We start from the raw sequence: 25,434 nt of genomic DNA, 5'->3' as shown, positions 1-25,434 counted from the left end.
GAGCGCGGCCCGCCGGTATTCCCGGGGCGTCATGCCCCGGTGGGCCCTGAAGCGGCGGGCGACATGGGCTCGGCTGGTGAAGCTGCAGCCGTAGGCAACGAGGCCGATTGCCGGATGGGCGGAGGCGGGATAGGCCCCGCGCATGGCGGAAGCCTCCAGTCGGCGCTCCCCGCTGTCGTCGGAGACGTGTCGGCCCGCGCGCGTGGAACACGTCCCGACGGCGTCGCGGCGACTCGCCCAGGGCCCCGGCAAGGGTGCGCGGATCGTGATCGAGCGCGCGGAAATGGGCCGCCACAGAGGCCTTGGCCCGCTGGACCACGACGGTGCCGCACAGAGGCTGGGCCACCTCCTGCGCGAGCCGCTCGGCGATGCTGGCCACGACCAGGTCGCCGCCGATCGCCGCCCTGGGGGCCGCCGCGTCCGGTGCCAGCTGGCGGCGGACCCGGATCGGATCGCGCAAGATCATCGTGGCCAGCATCGTCGCGCCCGGATCCGCACCGACCGTCCGCGCTGTGTAGAGGCGGGCCGGACCGAGCGAGCTCGCCCGCCGCGCGCGGGGCAGCGCCAGGAACGGGGACTGGCTTTTCGGACCTGATGTCAGGATCGCGGGGCGACGATCGATCGCCACGCGCTCGCGCGCCTGCTGCTGCGTGGTCCGCCCCCGTTGGGCCGTGCGGGTTCCGGCGCGCGCGAACGGGACGACAAGCCTGTCGGCCTTCCCCATACTGCGTGGAAGTTCCGGCGTGAATTCGCCGCGAATATATCCCTTGGCGATGCGCGTCAGCCGTATCGGCCTAATATCCGCCCTGTCCACCTCACCTTCGGGTGGCTTATCGTCGAGGCGCTCTGCTTCGGTTGGCCCCGACTGTTGGCGCAGCCTGTCATGCCGGGGCGGGAAACTGTTTCATGGGTGGTGCTGAGCAGTCGAAAACAGTGGCTGCACCAGTATTTTTAACCTTGATATCGCCCCCCTGCGCGGCAGGGCAAAAAATCTCGCGCCGTCGGACAAGCACCGCCCGCCACATATTGTATATCATCTGCATCCTCAAGAAACGAAAGACATCGAACTTGAGGTGCGTTCCACTCCCATCACCCGAGCGGCTTTCGGCGTCGATTCAAGCCCTTCAACAACATCAATAAAATCAGCCGATCGACGATCCCGCGAAGGTCTAACAGACAGCAAAGCTCGACATGAACAACCTGAAAGAAACCCATCCCGTCTTCATGCTGGAGAAGGTCGGCGCCATCGTGGCGGCTTATGTATCCCGCAACGCGGTTGAGGCCGCGGAACTGCCCAACCTGATCGATCAGGTACACACGGCCATCGCGGATCTGCGCGACCGCTCGGGACAGGGCGCTGCGCGCTGGGCCGGTGCGGATGCCGCGAAGGTCGAGGCCTCGATCCAGCATGACGGCCTGATCAGCTTCATCGACGGCCGGTCCTACAAGACCCTCAAGCGCCACCTCACCGCGCACGGGCTGACGCCGGAGCGCTACCGCCTCCAGTACGGTCTGCCGGCCGATTACCCGATGGTCGCCCCGGGCTATGCCGCCCGGCGCTCGGAGATCGCCAAGGCGATCCAGCTCGGCCACAAGGCGGCCTGAGCGATGATGCACGGCTATCCGCAGGGGCCGGCGCCGTCGCCTGCGCCCCTGTCGGAGGCGGACCGGACCCGGAGCAACCTCGCGCGCCTCGCGGACGTGCTGGGCGTTCCGGTCTCGGTCTTCTCTCCGGGGATCGACGGCCAGGACGAGGCGATCCTGCAGATGGCGGATCTCGTCGCGGTTTTCGCGGCCATCGAGAATCCCGCCGCGCGCCGGACCTGTCTGGCCTTCATCCGGGCGATGGCGAGTTCCTGAGGCGACCGGGGGGCGCCGCAGCCGGCCGGGCGACACGCCGCCCGCCCCGTGCCCGGGGGTGGCGTGCGGGGCCGGCCGGGCGAACCCGGCCGGCTGCGATAAGGACCCGTGTGGCGGGTCCTGGACAGAGCCCTGGCGTCCGTCGGGGCCTTGCCCCGACACCCCACCAAAGGGCTGAGGCCCTTTGGAAACCCGGATCAACCGGCCCGCGTACGGCGGTGATGCGCCCCTGTCAGAACACGTGGCGCAGGATGAAGAACAATCCGGCCGCGAGGGTGATGGCGGCCGGCAGGGTCATGATCCAGGCGAGCGCCATGTTGCGCACCGTCGACATCTGCAGCCCCGAGCCGTTGGCCGCCATCGTGCCGGCGACGCCCGACGACAGGATGTGGGTGGTCGAGACCGGCAGGCCGTAGAGTTCGGCCAGCCCGATCGTGCCGGCGGCCACGATCTCGGCGGAGGCGCCCTGCGCGTAGGTGAGGTGCGTCTTGCCGATCTTCTCGCCCACCGTCACGACGATGCGCCTCCAGCCGACCATGGTGCCGAGGCCGAGCGCCAGGGCCACGCAGACCTTCACCCAGCCCGGGATGTAGCGCGTGCCGTCGTTGAGCAGCCCCACGTAGCGCGTCAGGATCCCGCTCTCGGCCTCGGAGAGGTTGACGCCCGTCTTCGGCAGGAGCCGCATCGCGTCGGCGGCGAGGTACATGTCGCTGCGCAGGTTCTGCGTCTGGGCGGCCGGCACCGTGCGGATCGCACCGTAGCTCTTCACGCTGGCGGCGATATCGGTCGAGAGCGCCGCCAGCGCCGCGAAGACCGGCGGCCTGTTCAGATCCTTGGTCTTCAGCGCCTCCGTCACCGTCCGGCGCGCCTCGGCGGCCTCCGGCGCCGGGGCGCCGGGGGCACGGGCCGAGAAGACCTGGCTCGCCGCGGTCGAAGTCTGCACGAAGGCCGGCGTCGTGTCGTCCGCCATGGTGCGGTTCAGCGCGTAGGCCGTGGGGGCGGCGCCGATCAGGATCAGCATGATCAGGCCCATGCCCTTCTGGCCGTCGTTGCCGCCGTGGAAGAACGAGACCAGCGTGCAGGTCAGGATCAGCAGGCCGCGGATCCACAGCGGGGGCGGCGTGTCGCCCTTCGGCGCCTCGTAGAGGTCCTTGCGGCGCACGGCGAATTTCAGCGCGAGCAGCAGCAGCGCCGCCAGCACGAAGCCGCAGATCGGCGAGAACAGCAGCGCCTTGAACACGTTGAAGGCCTGATTCCAGTCGACGCCGGCGGTGCCGTCCCCGCCGCTCATCAGCTGGTTGGCGAGGCCGACGCCGAGCACCGAGCCGATCAGCGCGTGGGACGACGAGTTCGGCAGGCCGAACGCCCAGGTGCCGAGATTCCAGATGATCGCGGCCAGCAGCAGCGCGAAGATCATCGCGTAGCCCGCGTGGGAGCCGACATTCAGGATCAGCTCCACCGGCAGCAGCGTGACGATGGCGTAGGCCACCGCGCCGGAGGACAGCATCACGCCGAGGAAGTTGAAGACGCCCGACCAGACCACCGCCACGAGCGGCGGGAGCGAGTGGGTGTAGATCACCGTGGCCACGGCGTTGGCGGTGTCGTGGAAGCCGTTCACGAACTCGAAGCCGAGGGCGATGAGCAGGGCGAGCCCCAGGAGCGCGAAGGCGCCGTAGGCCAGGGGCGCCTCGCCCACGGCGTTCATGTCGGCGATCAGGCTCACGACCGCGTAGCCCAGCCCCGCCACCAAGACGAGCAGGAAGGCGATCACGCCGCCCGGGTGCATCCCTCGATCCAGGCGGGGCACGCCGAGCGGTCGACTCCCTGCGACCCCCGGCGGCGACATCACGGCGGAATCAGACATGAACCCTCACGCGGAATCAGGTGTGTTGGCACAATCGCGATTAAGATGTCGCCGTGACGCTTGGGTGACGTCGCTGCCTATTTGCGGCTGATGGGAACAGCATTCGCGAATCGAAAGACTTCATATCGCCGCAACTGTTCTTGTGACCTGAACATTTTCCTTCGATGACAGTGCGCTCCGGGAGCAAAACTAATCGCCGCGACGAAAGGTCGGGCCGCAGGTTCGCCCTGTCGATGACGGGCAGCGACAAGTTTGACGCAAGACATCATTCGATATTCGAAGTGGTATCATGTGTTGGCTAAGTACAAATCTGTTGCGCGCAGGCGACAGGCGGCGATTTCTCTTATTGTGAATGAAGTATGACGCCGCAGTGGTCGCTGTTTTCGCTAAGTCTCCCGCCGCAGCCGGACGGCGCGGGCTTTGGGGGCCAAAGATGAAGTTCCGACATGGGGTCTCGATTGCGGCCTTGACGGTCGCGGCATTCAGTTCTGGCGCGCAGGCGCAGACCGTCAACACGACGCCGTCCGACGTGAACGTGCTCAATCTCTTGTCGCCGTATCTGGCTCTCAACGCGACGGCCACCGGTCAGCAGACCCTGCAACGCAATCTGTCGCAAACGGCAGCGATCAACACGAGCGCCGACCTCGCGCAGCAGCAGCGCGCGATGAGCGACAAGAGCTACCTCGGCTCGGCCAGCAACAACCTGTCCTCGGTGGGCCTGGGCACCTACGGCGTGGCCGCGAATCTCGCGGGCGGCCTGCCGGCCCAGACGCCGATCAACGGGATCGTCCCGCAGCAGCTCGTCGGCGGCCTCGGCGCCCAGCTGGGCCCGATCTACCAGCGCGGCGTCGCACAGGGCGCGAAGGGTCCGCTCGGCAACGTGGTCAATCTGCTGGTCGGTGCCTTGAATGTCAGCGGCAACAATCTCGGCGTGGCGAAGAACTACTTCGCCAACGGCGCGGCCAACAATCCGAGCGTGACGCCGAGGAACTACGCCGCGGCTCCGGCCGTCGCGCCGGCCGGCTACAGCCTGCCGACCTATGACGGTCTGCCCAACACCCGCGACAGCGTCTACGACCTCGCCTACGGCGTCACCAGCAGGCAGGCCGGCCAGGACGTCTACGGCTCCTCCCGGCCGGTCCAGGCGGCGCCCGACCGCTTCAACATCTACGATCCGACGGCGCTCGGCGGCCTCGCCACCAACCCGTCCTTCCCGAGCGGGCACACCACCTACGCGTATACCGACAGCATCCTGCTGGCGATGCTGGTGCCGCAGCAGTATCAGAGCATGCTGGCCCGCGCGGCCGATTACGGCAACAGTCGCATCGCGCTCGGCGTGCACTACCCGCTCGATGTCATCGGGAGCCGGGCGCTCGCGACCTACGACCTCGCCCAGGCCTTCACCAACCCGGCCTACATCGACAACGCCGCGGTGACCGGCACGGCGATCAACCTGCCGGCTCAGTTCCTGGCCGCCCAGGGCCAGCTCCAGGCCTACCTCGCCGCCCAATGCGGCAACACCGTCGCCGCCTGCGCCGGCAGCGCCGCGAATGCGGCCGGCAACCCCTACGTGCCGTCCGCCGCCAACCAAGCCGCCTATCAGAGCCGCCTGACCTACGGCCTGCCGACCCTGACCTTCGCCCAGGCCCCGCGCGAGCAGGCCCCGGCGGGCGGCCCCGACGCCTCGATCCTGCTCGCCCCGCTCTACGGCGGATCCACCACCGCCGCCCGCACGATCGCCCCCAACGGCGGCCTCTACGGCCAGCTCTCCACCGGCACGATCAACCAGATCTTGGTCAACACCGAGACCAACGCCCTCGCCGCCTTCTACGGCAGCCCGCTGAGCTACTGGACGCGCCTCGACCTGTACTCCGCCGCCGGTTACTTCGGGAACGTCACCGGCACGCTGCGCATGGACGCCAGCGACCGCCTCGGCATCGACGTCGGCATCGGCCAGGGCGGCGCCCTCTACGCCAACGGCACGATCTCCGGCACCGCCTTCGTGGGCGCCGGCGGCCTGCTCGGCGGCTCGGGCACGCTCGGCGGGATCCGCGCGCTGCCGGGCGGCACGGTGTCGCCGGGCAACTCGATCGGCACGCTCACCGTCACCGGCACTGTCGCCTTCGCCCCCGGCGCGACCTACCGGGTTGAGGCCAACGCCGCCGGACAAGCCGACCGCATCACCGCCGGCGGCAACGCCGCCCTCGGCGGCGGCACCGTCCAGGTGCTGGCGGCCTCCGGGGCCTACAACCCGCGCACCACCTACACCATCCTGTCGGCCGCCGGCGGCGTGTCGGGCCAGTTCGCGGGCGTGACGTCGAATCTCGCCTTCCTGTCCCCGGGCCTGCGCTACCGGCCCAACGAAGTCGACCTGACGCTGACCCGCAACGACGTGCCGTTCTCGGCTAGCGCCACCAGCCGCAACGGCATCGCGGCGGCCAACGCCGTCCAGGCGGCCGGCGCCGGCCGGCTCACCGACGCGGCGGTCGCCTTCACCACCACCGAGGCGGATGCCGGCTTCCGGGCGCTCTCGGGCGACATCCACGCCAGCACCGTGTCGGCGGCCTACGAGACCGCCTTCTTCGTGCGCGAGGCGGTGCTCGACCGGCTGCGCTGGGGCAATCCCGGCGGCGATCCCGGCCTTGGGCTCGACTACGGCACCCTGCCGTCCGCCTACACGGCCGACCTGCCGGGCCGGGCGCCTGTCGTGGCGAACGTGCCGGTGCGGACCCTCGACCCGCAGGTGTTCGGCCTGTGGGGCCAGGGCTTCGGGTCGTTCGGCACGGCCGCGGGCGGCGGCAACGCGTTCGACCTCGACCGGCAGATCGCCGGCTTCGCGGCGGGCGCGGACATGCGTCTCCCGAGCGGGCTGCGCTTCGGCGTGGTCGGCGGCTACACGGAGGCGTATCTCGACAGCGCCGGCCGGACCGGCGGCACCAGCCGGGCGGAAAGCGCGACGCTGAAGAGCGGGTTCGGCGGCCTGTATGGCGGCTACGAGGCCGGGCCGCTGTCGCTGCGGCTGGGCGTGATCTACGCCGAGACCGACACCCGCACGCGCCGGGCGGTGGCCTACGGGCTGTCGGAGACGCTGAGCGGCCACGGTGGCGGCTACACGCTGCAGGGCTTTGGCGAGATCGGCTGGAGGATCCCGCTGGGCACGCCGGCCGTGGCGGCCCTGGTGTCGAAGGACGGGGCCGCGGTCGCGGTGCAGCCGGCGGCCTCCTACATCGAGCCGTTCGTGGGCGGGGCCTATGTCGGGATCCGGCGCGACGGGTTCGCCGAGGCCGGGGGCGCGGCGGCGCTGGCGAGCTTCGCCCGCGATTACGATCTGGGGGCCGTCACCGCGGGCGTGCGGGCCCAGACGAGCCTGGATCTGGGCCTGGGCCTTCCGGTGACGCTGCGGGGTCTCGTGGGCTACCGGCGGGCGTTCGGGGACGTGGTGCCGACGGCGCTGCTGCGCTTCGGGGCGGGCGGCCCGGCCTTCCTGAGCGGCGGCGTTCCGATCGACCGGGATGCGCTGGTGGCGCAGGTGGGGCTCGATCTGGCGGTGGCGCCGAACGCCAGCCTGGGCGTGTCCTACACGGGCCAGACCGGCGCCCGGGCGCAGGATCAGGCCGTGAAGGGCAGCTTCACCCTCCGGTTCTGAGGACCGGCCTGACGGGCGCACGGCCGGCTCCCGTCATGGTTTCGAAAGGTCGAGACCTTTCGCGGGTCCAGGGCGGAGCCCTGGTGCCGGGCTTTGCCCGGTGCCGGGCTCCGCCCGCTCTCAGGGCTCCGCCCTCAGAACCCGCCAAAGGGCTTCGGCCCATTGGAAACCCGAGATCCCGAGACACGAGGGGCCGGCGAATATCGGCCCTCGTCCCCCGGAGTGTCACACGACTGACGCGGTCCGGCCGCTAGCGACCGGGCCGCTCATGACGCCGAACGGGACTCCGCATGATTGACGCCACGGTGCCGGCCCTCACCCTCGGCGCGCTCCTGGCGCTCGTCCAGATCGGCAGCATGGCCATCGCGGCTTGGCGCCTCGGCACGGGACACGGGCCGTCGCGCTTTCCGGCGGGAGCGCCCGTCTCGCTGGTCCGCCCGCTCCATGGCCTGGAGGCCTACAGCGAGGAGATGCTCACCCGCAGTTTCCGCCTCGATTATCCCGCCTTCGAGCTGATCTTCTGTGTGGCCGATCCGGCCGATCCGATCGTGCCCCTGGTCGAGCGCCTGATTGCCGCCCACCCCCGGGTGCCGGCCCGGCTGATCCTCGGCGACGAGCGCGTCAGCGCGAATCCGAAGCTCAACAACTGCCTGCGCGGCTGGCGTTCCGCCGCCCATGAGTGGGTGGTGCTCGCCGATTCCAACGTGGCCATGCCGCCCGATTACCTCCAGCGCCTCCAGGCGGCGTGGCGGGAGGAGACCGGCCTCGTCTGCTCCACCCCCGTGGGCGCCCGCCCGGGTAGCTTCATGGCCGAGGTGGAATGCGCCTTTCTCAACACTCTCCAGGCGCGCTGGCAATACGCTGCCGAGGCGTTCGGCCTGGGCTTCGCGCAGGGCAAGAGCATGCTCTGGCACAAGCCGTTCCTGGAGGCGCAGGGCGGGCTCCAGGCGCTGGCCGCCGAGATCGCCGAGGACGCGGCCGCCACCAAGCTGGTCCGGGCCGCCGGCAAGCGCGTCCACCTCGTGGCGAGCCCGTTCGAGCAGCCTTTGGGGCCGCGCGGCTTCCGGGAGGTCTGGGCCCGGCAGCTGCGCTGGGCCCGGCTGCGGCGGGTGACGTTCCCGCTGTTCTTCATCCCCGAGATCGGCAGCGGCGTCCTGTTGCCGGCGCTGGCGGTGGCGCTCTGGGCCGGGAACGCCGCCGGTCTCGTCGGCGCTGCCGGCCTCGCGGCCCTGTGCTATGCCGCCGAGGCCGCGCTCGCGATTCGCGCGGGCTGGCATCGCGCGCCCCGCATGCTGGCGGCCTTCCTGGTGCGGGACGCGCTGATCCCGGCGATCTGGCTGGGCGCCTGGGTGCAGAGCGCCATCGTGTGGCGCGGCAATGCCATGGATGTCCGCCCGCGCCGGGCTGCCGAGGCGCGGACCTACGCGCCGACGACCTGATCACGGTCGCCATGCGCCCTGGAGGCCGAGACGTGACGCGTCGCTATGCCCTGTACTGGCTGCCCAACCCGGGCTCCCGCCTGGAGGCCTTCGGCCGGAGCGTGCTCGGATACGACCCCGTGTCCGGGGAGGCGGTCGCGCATCCGGCGGGGCTCGGCGACCTCGCCGCCGTGAACACGGGCGCCCGGGTCTACGGCTTCCACGCGACGCTCAAGGCGCCCCTGCGCCTCGCGCCGGGGGCCACGGAGGCCGATCTCGTCGTCGCGGCCCGCGGTGTCGCGGTCGCGCACCCGCCGGTGGCGGTCGGGCCGTTGCGGGTCGCGGCGCTCGGGCGGTTCCTCGCCCTCGTGCCGGAGAGCCCGCCGCCGGAGCTGGGCCTGCTCGCGGCCGAATGCGTGGCGGTCCTCGATGCCCTCCGGGCCCCGCTCACCGAGGCCGAGCGCGCCAAGCGCCGCCCGGAGCGCCTGGATCCGCGGGGCCGCGCCCTGCTCGACCGCTGGGGCTATCCGCACGTGTTCGAGGCCTTCCGCTTCCACATGACCCTGACCGATGCCCTGCCGGAGCCCGACCGTGACGGCTGGCACCGCCGCCTCGCCGAGGCTTACGCCGCTTCAGGTCCGGAGCCCGTGATGATCGACGCGATCTGCCTCCTGACCCAGGACGGATCCGGGCCGTTCCGGCTCCTGGCCCGCCTGCCCTTCGGTGAGTCCCATGGCTGAGGGTCCCAAGGCCGCCCCGGCGCTGGGCCTCGAACCCGCCATCGATCCCAGCGCCCGGGTCGAAGCGTGCCGCCTCGGCCGCTACACCGAGATCGGCGCCCGCACCCGCCTGACCGAGACGGTGCTCGACGATTATTCCTACATCGGGCAGGACGGCGAGGTGATCTACACGACGATCGGCAAGTTCTGCTCGATCGCCGCCAGCGTGCGGATCAACCCGGGCAACCACCCGATGGAGCGCGCCACGCAGGCCCACTTCACCTACCGGGCCCGCGCCTACTGGCCCGAGGAGGCCGACGAGCCGGCCTTCTTCGACCGGCGCCGGGCGAGCCCGGTCACGATCGGCCACGATGTCTGGATCGGCCACGGCGTGGTGGTCCTGCCCGGCCGGACCATCGGGACCGGCGCGGTGGTGGGCGCCGGGGCGATCGTCACCCGCGACGTCGAACCCTACACGATCGTGGTCGGCAACCCGGCCCGGCCGGTCCGGCGCCGGTTCCCCGGCGATATCGCGCCGCGTCTGGAGCGCCTCGCATGGTGGGACTGGGACCACGAGGCCCTGCGCCGCGCGCTTCCGGATTTCCGCGCCCAGCCGATCGGAGATTTTCTCGAACGCTACGAAACTTAAGCCGGCTATCAGCTAAATGTTCTGTGCCGGCAAACAATAAGACATCGTATTCGTCATTCAATCGTCGTGGAAGCGGCGTTTAGCTGCGGTCATTCCGCAGCGGATGAATGCATGCTTGTTATCGAGGATCTGACGCGCCAGTACGGCGACCGGCGTGCCGTGGACGGCGTCTCGCTGCGGATCGAACCCGGCAGCTTCGTCGGGGTGATCGGCCGGTCCGGCGCCGGCAAGTCGACGCTCCTGCGGTTGATCAACCGGCTCGCGGATCCGAGTGCGGGGCGCATCCTCCATGACGGGCGGGACGTCACGGGCCTGACGGGCCGCCAGCTGCGCGAATGGCGCACGCGCTGCGCCATGATCTTCCAGCAGTTCAACCTCGTCGGCCGCCTCGACGTGATGACGAACGTGCTGATGGGGCGGCTCAGCCACGTGCCGAGCCATCGGGCGCTCCTGCGCCTGTGGTCCGACGCGGATCGGGCCATGGCGCTCGCCGCCCTGGAGAGCTTCGACATGGGCGAGTTCGCCGGCCAGCGGGCCGACGGCCTGTCGGGCGGCCAGCAGCAGCGCGTGGCGATCGCCCGCGCCCTGGTGCAGGAGCCGCAGATCCTGCTGGCCGACGAGCCGGTGGCCTCCCTCGACCCGCGCAACACCCGCCTCGTGATGGACGCCCTCGCCGACGTGAACCGGCGCTACGGCATCACGGTGCTGTGCAACCTGCACTCCCTCGACCTCGCCCGCGCCTATTGCGACCGCCTCGTCGGCCTCGCGGCCGGCCGGGTGGTGTTCGAGGGCGGCCCGTTCGACCTGACCGAGGACGTGGCCCGCCGGCTCTACGGGCTGGAGGCCGGCGAGGTGCTCGACGATGCCGCTGAGCGGGAAGCGGAGCAGCGCGCGGCGTTGCCGGGCGGGCCCGGCTCTGTCCCGGCGCGCCCGGTTCGGGAGGCCGCGATCGGCGCCTGATTTTTCAGTGCATGACAGGGAAGATCAAGGTTTCGCACTAAGAAACGACAGATCTGGGAACGCTCTTGCTGGGTGCGCCACCGCTCGATTCGGATTCCGGCGCGCCGGTGAGGAGATCATGTTGATGTTGGGCCGAATCATTTTAGCCTTTGCTTTTGCCATCGCCCTTTTGACTGTGCCGGCGCGGGCGCAGGGCTGGCGGGACAGCTATCCCGCGTTGACCCTCGCGGTCGTCCCCGTGGAGAACGCCGACACCACCATCAAGCGGTTCACGCCCCTCGTGACGTACCTGACCAAGACGCTCGGCGTTCCCGTGACGCTGAGCGTGGCCAAGGACTACGCTTCGGTGATCGAAGGCCAGAAGAACCGCACGATCCACATCGCGCGCCACGGCCCGGCCTCCCTGGGGCAATCCGTGATGAACGGGGTGCTGATCCAGCCGATCGTCACCTGGGTCCATCCGGCCGGCAATCACGGCTATCATTCGGTAATCTACGTCCTGGCCTCCAGCCCTTACAGGACGCTCGACGATCTCAAGGGCAAGACCCTCGCGCTGGTCGACCCGAACTCCACCTCCGGCAACCAGGCCCCGCGCTTCTTCCTCAAGAAGGCCTGCTACGACGTGGACACGTTCTTCGGCGAGACCTTCTACGCCGGCAGCCATGAGAGTGCCGTCAACGCCCTGATCGCCGGCAAGGCCGATGCCGCCGCCAACCACTGGAACGCCGAGACCGACACGATCGTCAGCCGGATGGCCGCCAAGGGCACGCTGAAGACGCCGCAGGGCGCGCCGATGCAGCAATCCGACTTCCGGGTCGTGTTCAAGTCCGACCTCCTGCCGGAGGGGCCCTTCGCGATGCTGGCGAGCCTGCCCGAGGATCTGAAGGCCGCGATCCGGGCCGCCTTCATCGCCTTCCCGACCGCCGACCGGGCCGCCTTCGACCAGCTCTCCGACGGCAAGGACGAGGGTTTCACCCCGATGACGCTCAAGGACTACCAGCCGGTCATCGACATGCTGCGGTTCAACGCGGCGCAGCGCACGCGCCTGTAGCGCCACCGTCTTCACCCCCAATCCGCCGGGACCGCGCCGCGTGCGGATCCCCGGCGGGCTGGGCCTCGCCCCGACCGGCCGGCAGAGCCGGCCGCCGCCCGCCTTTCGGGCCACCACGAAGGACGACACGATGATCACCCGACGCACCCTGGCCGCGGCCGCCGCCGCGCTCGCCCTCCTCGGCCTGCCGGCCGCCGCGCAGGACTGGGAAGCCAAGTATCCTGAGCTGACGCTGGGCGTGATCCCGGCCGAGAACGCCTCCGGCACCTCCGACCGCTACGCCCCGCTCACCGCCTACCTGACCAAGGCGCTCGGCGTGCCGGTGAAGCTGCGGGTGGCGAGCGACTACGCCGCCGTGATCGAGGGCCAGCGCGCCGGCAACATCCAGATCGCCTTCTACGGCCCGGCCTCCTTCGCCCGCGCCGTGATGACCGGCGTGAAGATCGAACCGATCGTCAATCAGAAGCACGAGACCGGCGCCTCGGGCTACTATTCGGTGGTCTATGTCCTGGCCTCGAGCCCGTACAAGACAATTGAGGACCTCAAGGGCAAGAACCTCGCCCTGGTCGATCCGAACTCCACCTCCGGCAACCAGGCGCCGCGCTTCTTCCTTAAGCGGGCCGGCTACGACGTGGACAAGCACTTCGCCAAGACCTTCTACGCCGGCAGCCACGAGAACGCCGTCCTGGCGCTGACCCAGGGAACGGCCGACGCCGCCGCGAACCTCTGGAACTCCGACACGGACACGATGGTCACCCGCATGGCCGCCAAGGGCATGCTCAAGAAGCCGGACGGCACGCCGATGCAGCAGTCGGACTTCCGGGTCGTGTTCAAGTCCGACTTCCTGCCGGAGGGCCCGTTCGCGATGCTGGAGAGCCTGCCGGACGACCTGAAGGCCAAGATTCGGGAGGCGTTTATCGCCCTGCCCGGGGCCGACAAGGCGGCCTTCGACAGGCTCTCCGACGGCAAGGACCAGGGCCTCACCCCGGTGACGCTCAAGGACTACCAGCCGATCATCGACATGCTTCGGTTCAACGACGAGCAGCGCAAGAAGTCCTGATTCCCGGCGCCCGGGCCGGCGGACGATCCGCCGGCCCGATCCGCGCGCCCGCGGCGATCCCGGACCTGGCCAGCCTGAAGCCGGGCCGGGTCTCCCCCGACGACCCTGTCATCGACCCGATCCAAGGACATGCTCGTGATCACCCGACGCACCCTGGCCGCTGCGGCCGCGCTCGCGTTCCTCGCCCTGCCGGCGGCCGCGCAGGATTGGAAGGCGCGGTATCCCGAACTGACGCTGGGCGTGATCCCCGTGGAGAACGCCTCCGGCACCGCCGACCGCTGGGGGCCGCTCACCGCCTACCTCACCAAGGCGCTCGGCGTGCCGGTGAAGCTGCGGGTGGCGAGCGACTACGCCGCGGTGATTGAGGGCCAGCGCGCCGGCAACATCCAGATCGCGTATTACGGCGCGGCCGCGTTCTCGCGCGCCGTGATGACCGGCGTGAAGCTGGACCCGATGGTGAGCCCGAAGCACGAGACCGGCACGCCGGGCTACTACTCGGTGGTCTATGTTCTGGCCACGAGCCCGTACAAGACGGTAGAAGACCTTAAGGGCAGGAACCTCGCGCTGGTCGATCCGAACTCGACCTCCGGCAACCAGGCGCCGCGCTTCTTCCTGAAGCGGGCGGGCTACGACGTGGAGAAGCAGTTCGGCAAGATCTTCTACGCCGGAAGCCATGAGAACGCCGTGCTGGCGTTGACCCAGGGCACGGCCGACGCCGCCGCCAATGTCTGGTATTCCGAGACGGATACGATGGCCACCCGGATGGCCGCTAAGGGCATGCTCAAGAAGCCGGATGGCACGCCGATGCGGCAGTCCGACTTCCGGGTCGTGTTCAAGTCCGACATGCTGCCGGGCGACCCCTACGCCGTGCTGGCGAGCCTGCCGGACGACCTGAAGGCCGAGATCCGCCAAGCCCTCCTCGACCTGCCGAAGGCCGACAGGGCCGCGTTCGACAAGCTCTCGGACGGCAAGGACCTCGACCTCGTCCCGGTGACGTTCAAGGACTACGAGCCGGTCATCGACATGCTCAAGGCCAACGACGAACAGCGCAAGAAGTCCTGAGCCGATCATGGCGAACGCGCCCGGCCTGACACCGCTGCCGCCGGAGCGGCACGCCGCCCTTTCCGGCCTCTACGCAGCGGCGACGGCGGCCGCGCGTCGCCGTACCCTGGTGGGGCTCGCCGTCGTGGCGGCCCTCACGCTCCTCGCCGGGGTCGCCGCCGAGGTGCGGCCCCTGGTCTTCGTCGAGAATATCGGCAAGTTCACCGCCTACCTCTACGAGATCCTGCCGCCGATCGGCCTCGAACACCCGATCGCCGACGTGCGTGCGTGGTACTGGGGCCTGCCCAACTGGCTGGGCCTGCTGGGCGAGACCCTGCTGATGGCCTATCTCGGCACGCTGCTCGGCGGGCTGGCGGGCTTCGCCCTCAGCTTCGTGGCGGCCGCCAACCTCGTGCGGTCGCCCTGGCTGCGGATCGGCGCCAAGCGCCTCCTGGAGGTGTGCCGCACCGTCCCCGAGGTGGTGTTCGCGCTGATCTTCGTGATCGCCTTCGGGCTCGGGCCGATGGTGGGCGTGCTCGCCATCGCGATCCACACCACGGGGGCGCTCGGCAAGCTGTTTTCCGAGGTGGTCGAGAACATCGACATGCGCCCGGTCGAGGGCCTGTCCGCCTCGGGAGCCACCTGGGTCCAGACCGTGCGCTTCGCTGTCCTGCCGCAGGTGCTGTCGAACTTCGCCTCCTATGCGCTGCTGCGCTTCGAGATCAACGTGCGCGGGGCCGGCGTCATGGGCTTCGTCGGCGCCGGCGGCATCGGCCAGGAATTCCTCGTGGCGATCCGCAACTTCTACTACGCGGATGTCAGCGCGATCCTCGTGCTAATCATTCTGACCGTGTTCTGCATCGACCTCGCCACCGAGCGGGTCCGCCACCGGCTGATCGGCCCGGAGACCCACGGATGAGCGCGCGTCCCGAAGCCCTGCGGGCGGCGGCCCAGGCCGATCTCGACCGGTTGCGCGCCCGCTACCCGGCGCAGTTCCGCACCGATTGGGCGGCGCGTGCCCGGCTCGCCGCCGGGCTCGGCCTCCTCGTCGGGCTCGCGGCGCTGGGCGCTTGGCGGCTCGACTTCTCGGTGGCGCGCATCCTCAACGGGCTCGGGCGGCTCGGCTCCTTCGCGGTGCTGATGGTGCCGCCATCCCCGGAGGGCCAGTTCTGGACCTTCCTGCACGCGCTCGGCGAGACGCTGGGCATCGCGTTCCTCGGCACGCTGACGGCGGCGATCCTGGCCTTCCCGGTCGCGTTCCTGGCGGCGCGCAACGTCGTGCCCAATCCGTTCGCGCATTTCGCCGTGCGCCGCGGCCTCGACGTGATGCGCTCGGTGGACGTGCTGATCTGGGCGCTGATCTGGATCAACGTCGTGGGCCTCGGGCCCTTCGCGGGGGCGCTCGCCATCGCGTGCTCGGATTTCGGGGCGCTCGGCAAGCTGTTCTCGGAGGCGATCGAGACCTGCGACCGGCGGCCCGGCGAGGGCGTCGTCGCCTCGGGCGGCTCCGGCCTGCACCGCATCCGCTTCGGCCTGATCCCCGGGGTGCTGCCGGTGCTGGCGAGCCAGGTGCTGTACTTCTTCGAATCGAACACCCGCTCGGCGACGATCATCGGCATCGTCGGCGCGGGCGGCATCGGCCAGTACCTCACCGAGCTGATCCGCGTGCTGGAGCTGAAGCAGGTCGCCTTCCTGGTGCTGATGATCCTCGTCACCGTGGCGGCGATCGACTGGGTCTCGACCCGTCTGCGCCGGGCGCTGATCGGGCCGGCGGCACGCTGAGCCGGTCATGGATCCCAAAGGATGCGTCCTTTGGCGGGTGCAGGGCAGAGCCCTGCTGTCGGGCGAAGCCCGTTCGTCGGGGGTTTCACCCCGACACCCCACCAAAGGGACTCGTCCCTTTGGGAACCCCCTATCCGGACCTGCGCGCTCCGGCGCTCAGCCGCCGATCACCAGCTCCACCCGGTCGGCGGCGAACAGGGTGCGGTTCGCCTGGATCGGTACGCCCGCGGGGTCGATGTTGACGCTCGACACCACCAGCACCACCCGCCCCGGCGCGATGTCGAGCCGCCCCGCCTCCTCGGCGTCGGCCGGGCGGGCGCGGATGCGCGTCGAGAGCCGCGTGTAGTCGTGGACGCCGCAGGCCGCGAGCGCCCGGGTGATCGAGCCGCGCTCGGCATAGGCCTCGGCGAAGCCGGCGAAGCGCGGCAGCGGCAGCCAGGTCAGCGCCGTGGAGAGCGGCGCGTCGTCGGCCCGGTGGACGGTCAGCAGTTCCAGCACCGGCGCACCGGGGGCGATGGCCAGCGCCGCCGCCTGCTCGGGCGCGGCCGCCACGGTGGCCGACGCGATGAGATCGCCCCAGGCTTCTCGGCCGGCCCCGGCGACGATCTCCGAGAAGCGGGTGCGCGGCCCGATCGGGTAGGCCAGCGGCGCCTCCTCCACGAAGGTGCCCCGGCCCTGGCTGGCGCGCACCAGGCCGCCCTCGGCCAGGGCCGCGAGCGCCCGGCGCACCGTGTGCCGGTTCACCGCGAAGCGCGCCGCGAGCGTCGCCTCGGTGGGCAGTTGCTGTCCGGGCGCGTACCGCCCCGCCGCGATGTCGGCCGTGAGGGTGTCGGCGATCTGCCGCCACGCTGTCAGCCCTTCGCCCCGGACGAGGCCGGGCGCCTGTGCCTCTGCATCCATCCTGTCATCCAAACTTCATTTGTCCGGCGGGCGCCAGTTGTCTATAGATCTATACAACGACGCGACGGAGGGATTCGCGATGACCCCCAACCCAGCGGGACCCGAGCCCGGTCCCGGAATCGCGGCCCGGCAGGCCGTGATGGCGCTCTGCGCCGATGCGAGCCGGGGCGAACTCGAAGCCGCCCTGGCGCGCCTCGATGTCCCGCCGGCCGAGGATCTCCGTCCGCCGCAGACCGGCCTCGTCATGGCCACCGGCCGGATCGGCGGCGACGGGCGCCCGTTCAATCTCGGCGAGGTCAGCGTGACCCGGGCGGCGATCCGCCTGGCGGATGGACCAACCGGCTTCGCCTACCACCTCGGCCGTGACCGCTCGAAGGCGCGCCTCGCCGCGATCCTCGATGCGCTCTGGCAGGACCCGGCCCAGCGGGACCGGGTCGAGGCAGCCCTGGCGGAGGCGGCCGGCCGGGCCGAGGCGGATCGCCGGCAGGCGGCGCGGCGGACCGCCGCCACCCGGGTCGAATTCCTGACCGTCGCCCGCGGGGAGGATTGAGCATGCTCGCACCCGGCTTCACCGATCCGGTCCACGACGCGCAGGCGACGTTCCGCGCCGTGATGGATGCCCTCGCCCGGCCGGGTCTGCCCCGGCCGCTGACCCCGGGCCTGACCCCGCCCGCGCCGCTGACGCCGGAACTCGCCGCCGTCGCGCTCACCCTGACCGACGCCGACACACCGGTCTGGCTCGATGCCGGCCTCGCGGCGGCGCCGGCGGTCGCCGCCTACCTGCGCTTCCACACGGGTGCGCCGCTCACGGCGGATCCGGCGGAGGCCGCTTTCGCGCTGATCAGCGATCCGGCCCGCTGCCCGCCGCTCGGCACCTTCGCCCCCGGCACGCCGGCCTATCCCGACACCGCCACCACCTTGGTGTTCGCCCTGGAAGCGATCACCGCAGGGGAGGGGCTGTGCCTCGCCGGGCCGGGCATCCGCGGCGCCACCCGCGTCGCGCTGGCGCCGCTGCCGAAGGGCTTCGTCGCCCAGCTCGCCGAGAACCGCGCGGGCTTCCCCCTGGGGGTCGACCTGATCCTGACCGCCCCCGGCCGCGTCGCCGGGCTGCCGCGCTCCACCGCCGTCACGGAGAACTAGCCATGTACGTGGCCGTGAAGGGCGGCGAGGCCGCCATCGACAACGCCCATCGACTGCTCGCCGAGGCGCGCCGGGGCGATCCGGCCGTGCCGGACCTGTCCGTGGCGCAGATCCGCGAGCAGATGGCGCTGCTGGTCGACCGGGTGATGACCGAGGGCTCGCTCTACGATCCCGACCTCGCGGCGCTCGCCCTCAAGCAGGCCCGCGGCGACGTGGTCGAGGCGGTGTTCCTGGTCCGCGCCTACCGGACGACGCTGCCGCGCTTCGGCGCCTCCGTGCCGCTGGAGACCGGCGCCATGACGGTGGCCCGCCGGGTCTCGGCGACCTTCAAGGACCTGCCGGGCGGGCAGGTGCTCGGGCCGACCTTCGACTACACGCACCGGCTGATCGATTTCACGCTGGCGGCCGAGGGCGAGACCGCCCCCGCCGCCGAGGCCGAGCCCCACGCCGATGCCGCGACCTGCCCACGGGTCACCGATCTGCTCGCCCAGGACGGGCTGATCGAGGCCTCGCCGCCGGACGAGGGCGCGCCGGTCGGCGACCTCACCCGGGAGCCGGTGGATTACCCCGCCGACCGGGCGCTCCGCCTCCAGGCGCTCGCCCGGGGCGACGAGGGTTTCGTGCTCGGCCTCGGCTACTCGACCCAGCGCGGCTACGGCCGCACCCACCCGTTCGTCGGCGAGATCCGGGTCGGCGAGGTGGCCGTGGCGTTCGTGCCCGAGGAACTGGGCTTCGCGGTGCCGCTCGGCCGGGTGCGGCTCACCGAGTGCCAGATGGTCAACCAGTTCAAGGGCTCGGGGGCGGCGCCGCCGCAATTCACCCGGGGCTACGGGCTGAGCTTCGGCCAGAGCGAGCGCAAGGCTATGGCGATGGCGCTGGTGGATCGCGCTCTGCGGGCGGAAGAACTCGGCGAGCCGGTGACGAGCCCGGCCCAGGACCAGGAATTCGTGCTCGCCCATTGCGACAGCCTCCAGGCGACCGGCTTCGTCGAGCACCTGAAGCTGCCCCACTACGTCGACTTCCAGGCGGAGCTGGAGCTGGTTCGCCGGCTACGGACCGAATTCGAGCACAGGTCGGAATCCGTCGCGATGCAGGAGGCCGCGGAATGAGCGGGACAGCGATGCCTGAGCCATTCCCCTCCCCCCTGCGGGGAGGGGTCAGGGGTGGGGGTGGTGCAGGTGGCACCGCCGAGTTCAATCCTGCACCACCCCCACCTCCGGCTCCTCCCCGCAAGGGGGAGGAGAGTGATGTTGGCGCTTCCGGCTACAACTTCGCCTACCTCGACGAGGGCACGAAGCGGATGATCCGCCGGGCGATCCTCAAGGGGATCGCGGTGCCGGGCTATCAGGTGCCCTTCGCCTCCCGCGAGATGCCGATGCCCTACGGCTGGGGCACCGGCGGCGTGCAGGTCACCGCCGCGATCCTGGGCCGGTCGGACGTGCTCAAGGTCATCGACCAGGGCGCCGACGACACCACCAACGCGGTCTCGATCCGGCGCTTCTTCGCCAAGACCTCCGGCGTCGCCACAACCACCCGCACAACCGAGGCGACGGTCATCCAGACCCGCCACCGCATCCCCGAGACGCCGCTCACCGAGGGCCAGACCCTGGTCTACCAGGTGCCGATCCCCGAGCCCCTGCGCTACCTCGAACCGCGCGAGACCGAGACGCGCCAGCTCCACGCGCTCGCCGAGTACGGCGCCATGCACGTGAAGCTCTACGAGGACATCAGCCGGCACGGGCACATCGCCACAACCTACGCCTACCCGGTGGAGGTGGCGGGCCGCTACGTGATGGACCCGTCGCCGACGCCGAAATTCGACAACCCCAAGATGGACGATTGCCCCGCCCTCCAGCTGTTCGGGGCAGGGCGCGAGCGGCGGATCTACGCGGTCCCGCCCTATACGCGGGTGCGCAGCCTCGATTTCGAGGACCATCCGTTCCGGGTGCAGGACTTCACGCACCCCTGCGCGCTGTGCGGCGCCGAGGGCGTCTATCTCGACGAGGTGCTGCTCGACGATGCCGGAAGGCGGATGTTCGTCTGCTCGGACACCGACCATTGCGAGGGCCGCCGCGCGGACGGCCATGTCGGCACGGGGGACGCGGTATGACCGATCTCACGGTCCGCCGGGCCGGGAAGCCCGACCTCCCCGCCGTCCTCGCCCTCTACGGCGAGCTGAACAGCGGGCGGGTGGCGACCCTGGAGCAGGCCGAGGCGCTGCTCGACCGGCTCACGACGGCCTATCCCGATTACGGGCTCTACGTGGCCGAGGTCGATGGTGCGATCGTCGGCACCTTCTGCCTCATCATCCTCGACAACATCGCCCATTGGGGCATGCCCTCGGCGCTGGTCGAGAGCGTCGTGGTCGCGTCCGGGCATCGCGGCGGCGGTCTCGGCCGGGCGATGATGCACGAGGCGTTCCGCCTCGCCCAGGCGCGGGGCTGCTACAAGCTCGCTCTGTCGTCGAACGTCGACGCCAAGCCGGCGCATGTCTTCTACGAGCGCCTCGGCTTCGAGCGCTACGGCTACAGCTTCCGCCTCGATCCCCCCTTCCTGCCCGGCGCCGACGAGGTGACCCGATGACCGACCCTCTGCTTCAGGTCCGCGGCCTGACCAAGCGCTACGGGGACCGCCTCGCCTGCGCCGACGTGTCGTTCGATCTCGTGCCCGGCGAGGTCCTGGCGATCGTGGGCGAATCGGGTTCCGGCAAGTCGACGCTGCTCTCCATGATCGCCACCGAACTGGTGCCGGATTCCGGGACGGTCTCCTACCGGATGCGCGACGGCGCGCTGCGCGACCTCGGCACCTTGAGCGAAGCGGCCCGTCGGGCGCTGATGCGCACGGACTGGGGCTTCGTCCGCCAGGACGCCACGAAGGGCTTGCGCATGGCGGTCTCGGCCGGCGGCAATGTCGGCGAGCGGTTGATGGGCATGGGCGAACGCCATTACGGCCGGATCCGCGCCGAGGCCATCGACTGGCTCGGCCGGGTGGAGATCGACGCCGGGCGGGTGGACGACCCGCCGAGCCAGTTCTCCGGCGGCATGCGCCAGCGCCTGCAGATCGCCCGCAACCTCGTCACGGGCCCGCGCCTCGTGCTGATGGACGAGCCGACCTCCGGCCTCGACGTCTCGGTCCAGGCCCGGCTCCTCGACCTGATCCGGCGCCTCTCGGCGGAGCTCGGGCTCGCGGTGATCATCGTGACTCACGACCTCGCGGTGGCGCGGCTGCTCTCGCACCGGATCGCCGTGATGCGGGCCGGCCGCGTCATCGAGACCGGCCTGACCGACCGGGTGCTCGACGATCCCGAGCAAGCCTACACCCAGCTCCTCGTCTCCTCGGTGCTCGCCGCATGACCGCGCTCCTCACCTTCCAGGACGTCGCCAAGAGCTTCACCCTGCACCTGCGCGACGGGGTGGTGCTGCCGGTGGTGGGCGATGTCAGCTTCACCGTGGAACCCGGCGAGTGCGTCGTGCTCGGCGGGCCGTCCGGAGCCGGCAAATCCTCGCTCCTCAAGATGGCCTACGGCAATTACCGCTGCGACAAGGGCGCGATCCTGGTCCGCGACGGTGACGCCCTGATCGACGTGGTGCGGGCCGATCCGCGGGTGGTGCTGGGCTTGCGGGCGCGGGTGATCGCCTACGTGTCGCAATTCCTCCGGGTGATCCCGCGGGTCTCGGCCCTCGACGTGGTCGAGGCGGCCGGCCGCGAGGGCGGTCTCGACCAAACCGTCGCGCGCGCGCGCGGAAAAGACCTGCTCGCCCGGCTCAACCTGCCCGAGCGGCTCTGGGGCCTGCCGCCCGCGACCTTCTCGGGCGGCGAGCAGCAGCGGGTCAACATCGCCCGCGGCCTGATCGCCGATCGGCCGCTGCTGCTCCTCGACGAGCCGACCGCCTCCCTCGACGCGCAGAACCGCGCCGTGGTGGCCGAACTGGTGCGCGAGAAGCTGAACGGTGGCGCCGGCGTGCTCGGCATCTTCCACGACAGCGAGATGCGCGATGCTGTGGCGATCCGGGTGGTCGACGTCACCCACTTCGCGCCGCGCGCCCGGGCAGCCTGAGGACGGACACGATGGACAATTTTATCATCGAGAACGCGACCCTGGTCCTGCCCGACCGGGTGCAGCGCGGCTGGCTCGCGGTCTCCGACGGGGCGATCGCCGAGTTCGGCGAGGGCCGCCCGCCAGCCCGCGGCCTGGATTTCGGCGGCGATCACCTGATCCCCGGCCTGATCGAGCTGCACACCGACCACCTGGAGAGCCATTACGCGCCGCGCCCGAAGGTGCGCTGGCACCCGCTCGGCGCGGTGCTGGCCTATGACGCGCAGATCACCGCCTCCGGCATCACCACGGTGTTCGATTCCCTGCGCGCCGGCAGCGATCCGGACGGCAGCGGCCTCGGCTCGGAGCTGGACCAGCTCGCGGGCGCCATCGCCACGGCCCGGTCCCAGGACCTGTTCCGGGCGGAGCACTTCACGCATCTGCGCTGCGAATTGCCCTCGCTGGACGTGCTCGACACGGTGGCGTCCTTCGCGGCCCGCCACCCCGTCGGCCTGATCTCGCTGATGGATCACACCCCGGGCCAGCGGCAGTTCCGCGACATGGAGAAGTACTACACCTACGCCACCCGCGGCGGCCGGCCGATGGAGGAGATCCGCGCCAACACCGAGCGCAAGATCCGCGACGGACGCGCCCTCAACACGAAGAATCGTCCGGCGCTCGTTCAATTCGCCCGTGAGATGAACATCCCGCTGGCGAGCCACGACGATACGACGCTGGCGGATGTCGAACTCGCGGTCGGCGAGGGGGTGCGGCTCGCCGAGTTCCCCACCACCCTGGAGGCGGCCGAAGCCGCGCACGGCCAGGGACTCACCGTGATGATGGGCGCGCCGAACCTGATCCGGGGCGGCTCGCATTCCGGCAACGTCGCCGCCCTGGCGCTCGCCGAGGCTGGCCATCTCGACATTCTGTCCTCGGACTACGTGCCGGCGAGCCTGCTGATGGCGGCCTTCCTGCTGCCGCAGCAGGCGCCCGCGATCAGCCTGCCGGAGGCCCTGGCCACCGTGACCGCGAACCCGGCCCGGGCCACCGGCCTGACCGACCGCGGCGCCCTGGTGCCGGGCCTGCGGGCCGATCTCGTCCGGGTGCAGCTCGCCGAGGGCGTGCCGGTGGTCCGCGAGGTCTGGCGCACCGGCCGGCGGGTGTCCTGATGCCGGGCTGCCTCGTCCTGGTGGTCGGCCCGAGCGGGGCCGGCAAGGACACACTGATCCGGCTGGCGCGGGAGGCCTTGGCGGGGGACCCCCGCACCGTCTTCCCGCGCCGCCTCGTGACGCGCCCCCCCTCGGCGGACGAGGACAACGACGAGATCGACGCGGCCGCCTTCGCGGCGGGCTGCGCGGCGGGCCGCTTCACCCTGCACTGGCGCGCCCACGGCCTCGGCTACGCCATCCCGGCGGAGGCCAGCCGTCTGGCGGAGGCGGGCCATGTGGTGGTCTGCAACGTCTCCCGCCGGGTCGTGGCGCAGGCCCGGGCCGCCGAATTGCGGGTGAGCGTCGTGGAGATCACGGCGCCCCCCGAGATCCTGATGCAGCGCTTGGCCGCAAGGGGCCGGGCCGAGGACGGCGACCTCGCCGCACGGCTGGCCCGGGCGGTGCCGGTCGAGGCGGATCTGCGGATTCTCAACGTGGGCGCACCGGAGGCCGGCGCCGCGCGTCTGGTGGCGCATCTGCGGGCCTGCTGAGCTGCCCGTGGAAGCCGCCGGCACGGGCTCATGCCACGTCCCCTTTCCCGGACAGGTAGAGCGAAAGCGGGACCTGATCCGGGACCCCCAGCACAGGAAGCGCCGCGAAGCGGCACAGGTTGTCTCAGACGGATGCTGCGCGACGTTTCGTGCCGGCTCCCGGGGCGCATTCCGCTGGCCCTGCATGCGCCCGGGAAAGGGTCGGTGCTCCGCGGGATGTGCCCCGCCGCCATGAAAAAGGGCGCGCGCCGGATCCGGCACGCGCCCCATCGTCCGCCCGGGACCAGCGTCCCGGGCCGCGCTGCAAAGACTAGAAGCCGCCGAACTTGTAGTTGAATCCGGCGCGAACGATGCTGCCTTCCGTGCGGAAGCGCGAGATGTAGGAGCCGGTGCCGACGCCCGGGATCGCGGCGACCAGCACGTTCTGCGTGCCGAGATCGTAGTGCAGGTACTCGGCCTTCACCGTGATGGCGTCGTACTTGATGCCGAGGTAGCGGCCGATCGCGAAGTTGTTCAGGAAGCTGTCGGTCGGCAGCGCGAACTCGATGCCGCCGCCATAGGCGTAGCCGATCTTGAAGTCGTCGTAGCGGCCGGCGAACTGCAGGCGGCCGGCCGGGGTGAAGAAGTTGGCATCGTGGAACACGTTGCCGTAGGCGAGGCCGCCGGTCCCGTAGACCAGGACGCGGTCGAACGCGTAGCCGACGCGGCCCGTGAGGGTGCCGAGCCAGTCGAGGCTCTGGCGGAACTGGCTGATGTTCGGCGGGCCGCCCGCGACGTTGCCGGTGCCGAGCACGACCCGGTTCTTGGTGATGTCGGTCCAGTCGATGCTGTTGGCGACACCAACCACGAGGCCGGAGCCCGGCGTGAACTGATAGTTGTAGCCGGCGGTGCCGCCGATGTTGGCGATGCCGTCCTGCGAGGTCGAGGTCAGGAACGGCCGGCGGCCGAGCGCCACGTTGGCGGCGTTGCCCGGCAGGACGCCCACGGTGGTGATGCGCTCGCGGTCCGTGAAGGTGTAGGCGGTCTCGAGACCGGCGTAGAAGCCCGTCCAGGTGAAGACCGGCACCGGCGTGAAGACCGGCGGCGGCGCGGCGCGGCGCGGCAGGTCGGCGGCCGAGGCGGCCGTCGTGACCAGGGCGGTCGCGGCGGTGGCGAGGAGGAGCTTCTTCATCATGATGGCGGGATCCAAGCTTGTGCGTTGTTGAGCCCAATTAAGCTGGACGGCACAGATCCCGCTATGCCTCCGCTGCCACACTGTGGCTCGAAAGTGTCCACTCGGTTTCCGGAGATTGGTAATTCCGCGCTCAAGACACGTCCGCGCGGCTTGACAGGGAAGGTGGCGACAGGGCCCCGCGGCGCGGCGGACCTTGATCCGAACCGGCCGACCCTCTAAGCGGACCGCGTTTTGCGCCCCTGTCCGAGGTCGGGGCGGCCGATCATGATCCGGGGCCCCGCGTGGTCCCCGCCGCAGGAATGGGAATCATGGGCAAGGAAAAGTTCTCCCGCACCAAGCCGCACTGCAACATCGGGACGATCGGCCACGTTGATCACGGCAAGACGTCGCTGACGGCGGCGATCACGAAGGTGCTGGCGGAGTCGGGCGGCGCGA

At 70.7% G+C, this 25,434-nt stretch carries 26 protein-coding genes; 23 read left to right on the top strand and 3 right to left on the bottom strand.

Going from position 1 to position 25,434, the window contains the following annotated elements:
- Positions 1 to 368: 368 nt before the first annotated feature.
- The 3 genes from AAHG09_RS12015 (at position 369) to AAHG09_RS12005 (ending at position 1,860) form a co-directional block, all read left to right on the top strand.
- The gene (locus AAHG09_RS12015) at positions 369 to 518 is read left to right on the top strand and encodes a hypothetical protein (RefSeq protein ID WP_342107444.1); all 150 of its coding nucleotides are present in this window, start codon (positions 369 to 371) and stop codon (positions 516 to 518) included.
- A 673-nt stretch (positions 519 to 1,191) separates the two neighbouring features.
- Positions 1,192 to 1,605 (top strand): Ros/MucR family transcriptional regulator, encoded by a 414-nt coding sequence (locus AAHG09_RS12010; RefSeq protein WP_342107443.1) that lies wholly within the window; start codon positions 1,192 to 1,194, stop codon positions 1,603 to 1,605.
- Between the two features lie 3 nt (positions 1,606 to 1,608).
- Positions 1,609 to 1,860 carry a hypothetical protein gene (locus AAHG09_RS12005; RefSeq protein ID WP_342107442.1) on the top strand — a complete coding sequence of 84 codons (252 nt, stop codon included), beginning with the start codon at positions 1,609 to 1,611 and terminating at the stop codon, positions 1,858 to 1,860.
- A 232-nt stretch (positions 1,861 to 2,092) separates the two neighbouring features.
- On the opposite strand, the gene AAHG09_RS12000 is transcribed toward AAHG09_RS12005, so the two are convergent.
- Positions 2,093 to 3,724 carry an inorganic phosphate transporter gene (locus tag AAHG09_RS12000; protein WP_342107441.1) on the bottom strand — a complete coding sequence of 544 codons (1,632 nt, stop codon included), beginning with the start codon at positions 3,722 to 3,724 and terminating at the stop codon, positions 2,093 to 2,095.
- Positions 3,725 to 4,157: 433 nt separating this feature from the next.
- Between AAHG09_RS12000 and AAHG09_RS11995 the strand changes: the two genes are divergently transcribed.
- The 10 genes from AAHG09_RS11995 (at position 4,158) to phnE (AAHG09_RS11950) (ending at position 16,050) form a co-directional block, all read left to right on the top strand.
- Positions 4,158 to 7,370 (top strand): autotransporter family protein, encoded by a 3,213-nt coding sequence (locus AAHG09_RS11995; RefSeq protein ID WP_342107440.1) that lies wholly within the window; start codon positions 4,158 to 4,160, stop codon positions 7,368 to 7,370.
- A gap of 290 nt (positions 7,371 to 7,660) precedes the next feature.
- Positions 7,661 to 8,809, top strand: coding sequence for a ceramide glucosyltransferase (locus tag AAHG09_RS11990; protein WP_342107438.1), 1,149 nt, complete (start codon positions 7,661 to 7,663; stop codon positions 8,807 to 8,809).
- A 32-nt stretch (positions 8,810 to 8,841) separates the two neighbouring features.
- Complete coding sequence (locus tag AAHG09_RS11985; protein WP_342107436.1) at positions 8,842 to 9,528, top strand: DUF1045 domain-containing protein; 687 nt, start codon at positions 8,842 to 8,844, stop codon at positions 9,526 to 9,528.
- Positions 9,521 to 10,156 (top strand): LbetaH domain-containing protein, encoded by a 636-nt coding sequence (locus AAHG09_RS11980; RefSeq protein WP_342107434.1) that lies wholly within the window; start codon positions 9,521 to 9,523, stop codon positions 10,154 to 10,156. Before AAHG09_RS11985 ends, AAHG09_RS11980 begins: the two co-directional genes overlap by 8 nt.
- A 111-nt stretch (positions 10,157 to 10,267) precedes the next feature.
- Positions 10,268 to 11,116: a phosphonate ABC transporter ATP-binding protein gene (gene phnC / locus AAHG09_RS11975; protein ID WP_342107431.1), complete on the top strand. Its 849-nt coding sequence runs from the start codon at positions 10,268 to 10,270 to the stop codon at positions 11,114 to 11,116.
- 124 nt (positions 11,117 to 11,240) lie between these two features.
- On the top strand, positions 11,241 to 12,167 hold the full coding sequence (gene phnD / locus AAHG09_RS11970; RefSeq protein ID WP_342107429.1) for a phosphate/phosphite/phosphonate ABC transporter substrate-binding protein: 927 nt from the start codon (positions 11,241 to 11,243) through the stop codon (positions 12,165 to 12,167).
- Between the two features lie 130 nt (positions 12,168 to 12,297).
- On the top strand, positions 12,298 to 13,227 hold the full coding sequence (gene phnD / locus AAHG09_RS11965; protein WP_342107791.1) for a phosphonate ABC transporter substrate-binding protein: 930 nt from the start codon (positions 12,298 to 12,300) through the stop codon (positions 13,225 to 13,227).
- Between the two features lie 135 nt (positions 13,228 to 13,362).
- Positions 13,363 to 14,289: a phosphonate ABC transporter substrate-binding protein gene (gene phnD / locus AAHG09_RS11960; RefSeq protein ID WP_342107790.1), complete on the top strand. Its 927-nt coding sequence runs from the start codon at positions 13,363 to 13,365 to the stop codon at positions 14,287 to 14,289.
- Between the two features lie 7 nt (positions 14,290 to 14,296).
- A complete protein-coding gene (gene phnE / locus AAHG09_RS11955; protein WP_342107426.1) occupies positions 14,297 to 15,187 on the top strand; it encodes a phosphonate ABC transporter, permease protein PhnE in 891 nt (296 codons plus the stop codon).
- Positions 15,184 to 16,050: a phosphonate ABC transporter, permease protein PhnE gene (phnE, locus tag AAHG09_RS11950; RefSeq protein ID WP_342107424.1), complete on the top strand. Its 867-nt coding sequence runs from the start codon at positions 15,184 to 15,186 to the stop codon at positions 16,048 to 16,050. Before phnE (AAHG09_RS11955) ends, phnE (AAHG09_RS11950) begins: the two co-directional genes overlap by 4 nt.
- 156 nt (positions 16,051 to 16,206) lie before the next feature.
- On the opposite strand, the gene phnF is transcribed toward phnE (AAHG09_RS11950), so the two are convergent.
- Complete coding sequence (phnF, locus tag AAHG09_RS11945) at positions 16,207 to 16,950, bottom strand: phosphonate metabolism transcriptional regulator PhnF (RefSeq protein ID WP_342107423.1); 744 nt, start codon at positions 16,948 to 16,950, stop codon at positions 16,207 to 16,209.
- Between the two features lie 79 nt (positions 16,951 to 17,029).
- Between phnF and phnG the strand changes: the two genes are divergently transcribed.
- From phnG to phnN, 9 genes are all read left to right on the top strand, one after another.
- The gene (phnG, locus tag AAHG09_RS11940; RefSeq protein WP_342107422.1) at positions 17,030 to 17,500 is read left to right on the top strand and encodes a phosphonate C-P lyase system protein PhnG; all 471 of its coding nucleotides are present in this window, start codon (positions 17,030 to 17,032) and stop codon (positions 17,498 to 17,500) included.
- Between the two features lie 2 nt (positions 17,501 to 17,502).
- A complete protein-coding gene (gene phnH, locus AAHG09_RS11935; RefSeq protein ID WP_342107421.1) occupies positions 17,503 to 18,090 on the top strand; it encodes a phosphonate C-P lyase system protein PhnH in 588 nt (195 codons plus the stop codon).
- A 2-nt stretch (positions 18,091 to 18,092) separates the two neighbouring features.
- A complete protein-coding gene (locus AAHG09_RS11930; RefSeq protein ID WP_342107420.1) occupies positions 18,093 to 19,199 on the top strand; it encodes a carbon-phosphorus lyase complex subunit in 1,107 nt (368 codons plus the stop codon).
- A 191-nt stretch (positions 19,200 to 19,390) separates the two neighbouring features.
- Positions 19,391 to 20,200 carry an alpha-D-ribose 1-methylphosphonate 5-phosphate C-P-lyase PhnJ gene (locus AAHG09_RS11925; protein WP_412760028.1) on the top strand — a complete coding sequence of 270 codons (810 nt, stop codon included), beginning with the start codon at positions 19,391 to 19,393 and terminating at the stop codon, positions 20,198 to 20,200.
- Positions 20,197 to 20,673, top strand: coding sequence for a GNAT family N-acetyltransferase (locus AAHG09_RS11920; protein ID WP_342107418.1), 477 nt, complete (start codon positions 20,197 to 20,199; stop codon positions 20,671 to 20,673). The genes AAHG09_RS11925 and AAHG09_RS11920 overlap by 4 nt, the downstream gene beginning before the upstream one ends.
- Positions 20,670 to 21,443: a phosphonate C-P lyase system protein PhnK gene (gene phnK, locus AAHG09_RS11915; protein WP_342107417.1), complete on the top strand. Its 774-nt coding sequence runs from the start codon at positions 20,670 to 20,672 to the stop codon at positions 21,441 to 21,443. The genes AAHG09_RS11920 and phnK overlap by 4 nt, the downstream gene beginning before the upstream one ends.
- Positions 21,440 to 22,147, top strand: a complete 708-nt coding sequence (gene phnL, locus AAHG09_RS11910; RefSeq protein ID WP_342107416.1) for a phosphonate C-P lyase system protein PhnL — start codon at positions 21,440 to 21,442, stop codon at positions 22,145 to 22,147. Before phnK ends, phnL begins: the two co-directional genes overlap by 4 nt.
- Before the next feature lie 11 nt (positions 22,148 to 22,158).
- The gene (locus AAHG09_RS11905; protein WP_342107415.1) at positions 22,159 to 23,295 is read left to right on the top strand and encodes an alpha-D-ribose 1-methylphosphonate 5-triphosphate diphosphatase; all 1,137 of its coding nucleotides are present in this window, start codon (positions 22,159 to 22,161) and stop codon (positions 23,293 to 23,295) included.
- Complete coding sequence (phnN, locus tag AAHG09_RS11900; protein WP_342107414.1) at positions 23,295 to 23,825, top strand: phosphonate metabolism protein/1,5-bisphosphokinase (PRPP-forming) PhnN; 531 nt, start codon at positions 23,295 to 23,297, stop codon at positions 23,823 to 23,825. Before AAHG09_RS11905 ends, phnN begins: the two co-directional genes overlap by 1 nt.
- A 310-nt stretch (positions 23,826 to 24,135) precedes the next feature.
- Here the strand turns inward: phnN and AAHG09_RS11895 are convergent, their stop codons facing one another.
- A complete protein-coding gene (locus AAHG09_RS11895) occupies positions 24,136 to 24,999 on the bottom strand; it encodes an outer membrane protein (protein WP_342107413.1) in 864 nt (287 codons plus the stop codon).
- 308 nt (positions 25,000 to 25,307) lie between these two features.
- Here AAHG09_RS11895 and AAHG09_RS11890 point away from each other — a divergent pair.
- A partial coding sequence (locus AAHG09_RS11890; RefSeq protein ID WP_342107789.1) for a GTP-binding protein occupies positions 25,308 to 25,434 on the top strand: 127 nt, incomplete at its 3' end.

The sequence above is a fragment of the Methylobacterium guangdongense genome, assembly GCF_038442355.1.
Classification (GTDB): domain Bacteria; phylum Pseudomonadota; class Alphaproteobacteria; order Rhizobiales; family Beijerinckiaceae; genus Methylobacterium; species Methylobacterium guangdongense.
Note: the sequence above shows the minus strand (reverse complement) of the source record. Positions and strands in the feature narration are given on the sequence as shown.